We start from the raw sequence: 2,973 nt of genomic DNA, 5'->3' as shown, positions 1-2,973 counted from the left end.
TGCAGAACGCAGGGATGAAACTGTTTGCCGGAAAGGGAAAGGTTGAGATTCAGGCGCATTCGGACAACATCGAACTGACCGCGCAGAAGACCGTTAAGGTGCTGTCGGTCACGGAGAATGTCGAGGTGGCGGCGAAGCAGGAAATCCTGTTGACGTCTGGCGGGGCATATATCCGGATAAAGGATGGCAACATCGAGATTCATGCACCGGGAAAGATCGACATCAAGGGCAGCACACACAGCTTCGGCGGCCCGACGAGCGGCAATTATCCACGCCCGAATCTGCCCGAAGGCGTCTGCAAGGATTGTCTACAGCACGCAGCGCAACTCAAAACGGCGCTGACACCGCGTCCATGAGGAAGAAGAGCGATGACTCCACCAAATATCGATACTCTGTTCGCCGAACTCGTCTCATGGCTCCAGCTACTCAATGCGGCGCAGCCGCCGACGTATCATCTTTATGCGCTGGTTGACGGCGCACTAGATCCTTCGATACTTGGCGAAGCCGAACGCAGTCATGCCGAATGGCGCAGGCTGTACCCGGAGAAGATGCTTGAATCGCGCACGCCCGAGATGGGGCCATTTCTCGTCGCGCTTACGCCGGGCGATGCCGGCCATGACGCCTTCATGCACAGCTTGCTCGAGCGCTCGCAAGGGCTTGATCTCGTGATTTGGGTTGCGTCTCGCCAGCCAATCGACGTGCTTGCCGCACATGGGCACGCCTATGCGGAAGTCAAGCTGCCTGACGGCCGCAGTGCGCTTCTGCGCCACTACGATCCGTCGATCCTTGAAATTCTCGTACCGATGTTCGATGCGAGGCAGCGCGCCGATTTTCTCGCGGCCGCGCGTGAATACCGCTACTGGCGCGCTGGCTGGCAAAGCATCGCAGGCACCGACGCGGTGACTGTGCCCGAAGCCCCCGCCGACTGGATCACGCTTACGCTCGCACAGTTCGAACTGTTGTCCAACGAGAGCTTCGCGGAAACGCTTTATCAGCGGCTGCGTGACGAATTGCTGCCACCGGCCAACGCAATGGATAGCCGGGATAGCATTCGTACAATACGCGCGCTGCTCGCGCGCGCGATACAGACGCACGGTCTGAATAATCAGAGCGATCTCGCCTATTTCTCCCTTATCGGCCTGAACGTGCACCATGGTTCGATTTGCATGAGGCAATCGCCAAGGTGCTTGCCGAACAACGAGGCCGCGATGAGCCGCTGGCGACGAAGCTGGCCGACGTCGACGCTTCGGTGTGGGACGCTCTGTTGCGCGAGCGTGGAGAGTGAGTATCTTTCGCGCACGAGTTGTCGTGAGAACGATGATTAAATAGTTCTTCCGAACGTTGGAATCAGTTATTTGCGCGCTTGATAAATGATTCACTGGATCGCATATGAAAAAAGTTTTTGATAAGTTGATGCACGGTGGGCATATTCGTCGGCCCCTGGGTACTGTATTCGTCATCCTTTGGGCAGGCGTGGCGGTTTGGAGTCAAGCGTGCGTCTCTGACGAAAGCGGTACGTATGGGCCATATGGCGTCACCGGCTACAACTATACGGACCGCGACATCGCGCGCTTTTTCGTCGACGGTCAAGGTGCAGGTTCATCCGAGGCGCGTGAATCTGGTGGTGGCGGGGGGCTGTATTGCTGCATCGATCTTCCCAAACACGCCAAAACCTTGCACGTCAAGGTGGAGCTTGGGCTCACAAGGGAGCAGTACGAAAAAGACTTGCCCAACGAAACGTTCGAAACGGACATACCGATGCCGCCGCTCCCGAATAAGCATGACGGTTTCCTGGAATTTCACTTTTTACCGCACCGGCGGGTTGATGTTGCGTGGGTGGTATTTCCGACGACATCGTATATTCCAAATATGTAGTAGTGAAGCGGAGAGAGTGTGTATTAGCGTTGTTTGCTCCCTATCATTTGGTTTGCTTCACTTTTCGATGTAAATGACACCATGATTAAAGAAATTTTCGATTGGTTCCCGTGTTCCTTGCGAGACCCCGCACGTCGTACAACGCGTCGTATTGCGCTCGCTGGGCTTATGGTGGGTGGAACTGTCTGGAGCCACGCGTGCGTATCTGGCGAGGGCGATACGTATGGACCATATGAAGTGATCGGCTACAACTATACGGACCGCCATATCGCCAGCTTTTATGTGGACGGACACGGTGTAGGTTCATCGGAGGCGCATCAACCAGGCGGTGGTGGTGGTATTTTTTGTTGTCTCGATATTCCCCAACGCGCCAAGATCTTGCATATCAAAGTGGAGCTTGAGCTGACCGAAGAGCAAGACGCTCAGAATTTGCCTCCCGACACATTCGAAACCGACATACCCGTGCCGCGGCTTACAGACAAACGCAAGGGCTACATTGAGTTTCATTTCCTGCCGCACCAGCAAATCGAAGCGGCATGGGTATCACTTCCCACCACCCCGCACATTCCCAACGCGCATTGAACCGGAGAACAGGTATGGGATTCGCGTGTGGCTGAACGCGCCGTCGACGGCCGAGAGCGCATCATGGACCGGCGCAGCGGCGCCAGGCGGCGCCGATCTCGCACGACGGCCGCAACTGTTGCGGCAACACTTCCTGACGCACCCCCAGACGGCTGCTACCGCTGCCTGGCTGATGGGGGGCACTATTCGGTCATCGACGCCGTACGGCACAACTGGACCAATGTCGGTGGCCGCAATAGAGAGCGGCACATCCGCAACACAGTTCATCCAGATCGACGACATGGATCGGCATTGATTGATGCTGATCCAAAATGCCTACACGGTGCCTACATGGAGCCATAAACGACAAAGGGTTACAGCGCCAGAAGCGCTGCAACCCTTTGAATTTCTTGGTAGGCCGTACTGGATTCGAACCAGTGACCAACGGATTAAAAGTCCGCTGCTCTACCAACTGAGCTAACGACCCGAAGAGGCGAGATTATAGCGGCGCTGATCGGGCTCGTCAACATCGAGCCT

Annotated in this window: 4 protein-coding genes and 1 tRNA gene; 4 read left to right on the top strand and 1 reads right to left on the bottom strand. The window is 56.2% G+C overall.

Annotated elements, in window-relative coordinates:
* From ACTHL0_RS14935 to ACTHL0_RS14920, 4 genes are all read left to right on the top strand, one after another.
* Window positions 1-356: DUF2345 domain-containing protein (locus tag ACTHL0_RS14935; RefSeq protein WP_440567587.1), on the top strand; the 356-nt coding region annotated here is incomplete at its 5' end.
* 12 nt (window positions 357-368) lie between these two features.
* A complete protein-coding gene (locus ACTHL0_RS14930) occupies window positions 369-1,325 on the top strand; it encodes a DUF4123 domain-containing protein (protein WP_440567586.1) in 957 nt (318 codons plus the stop codon).
* 64 nt (window positions 1,326-1,389) lie between these two features.
* The gene (locus tag ACTHL0_RS14925; protein ID WP_440567585.1) at window positions 1,390-1,875 is read left to right on the top strand and encodes a DUF3304 domain-containing protein; all 486 of its coding nucleotides are present in this window, start codon (window positions 1,390-1,392) and stop codon (window positions 1,873-1,875) included.
* 237 nt (window positions 1,876-2,112) lie between these two features.
* On the top strand, window positions 2,113-2,457 hold the full coding sequence (locus ACTHL0_RS14920; RefSeq protein ID WP_440567584.1) for a DUF3304 domain-containing protein: 345 nt from the start codon (window positions 2,113-2,115) through the stop codon (window positions 2,455-2,457).
* Between the two features lie 390 nt (window positions 2,458-2,847).
* On the opposite strand, the gene ACTHL0_RS14915 is transcribed toward ACTHL0_RS14920, so the two are convergent.
* A tRNA-Lys gene (locus ACTHL0_RS14915) sits at window positions 2,848-2,923 on the bottom strand.
* Window positions 2,924-2,973: the final 50 nt, after the last annotated feature.

The organism is Trinickia sp. (assembly GCF_051961175.1).
GTDB lineage: Bacteria > Pseudomonadota > Gammaproteobacteria > Burkholderiales > Burkholderiaceae > Trinickia.
The sequence above is the reverse complement of the archived record's forward strand: the minus strand, read 5'-3'. Positions and strand labels throughout refer to the sequence as shown.

Bases quoted from the DNA above. Each gene is read 5' to 3' on its own strand.
- ACTHL0_RS14930 (WP_440567586.1), top strand. From the start codon at position 369: ATGACTCCACCAAATATCGATACTCTGTTCGCCGAACTCGTCTCATGG.
- ACTHL0_RS14925 (WP_440567585.1), top strand. From the start codon at position 1,390: ATGAAAAAAGTTTTTGATAAGTTGATGCACGGTGGGCATATTCGTCGG.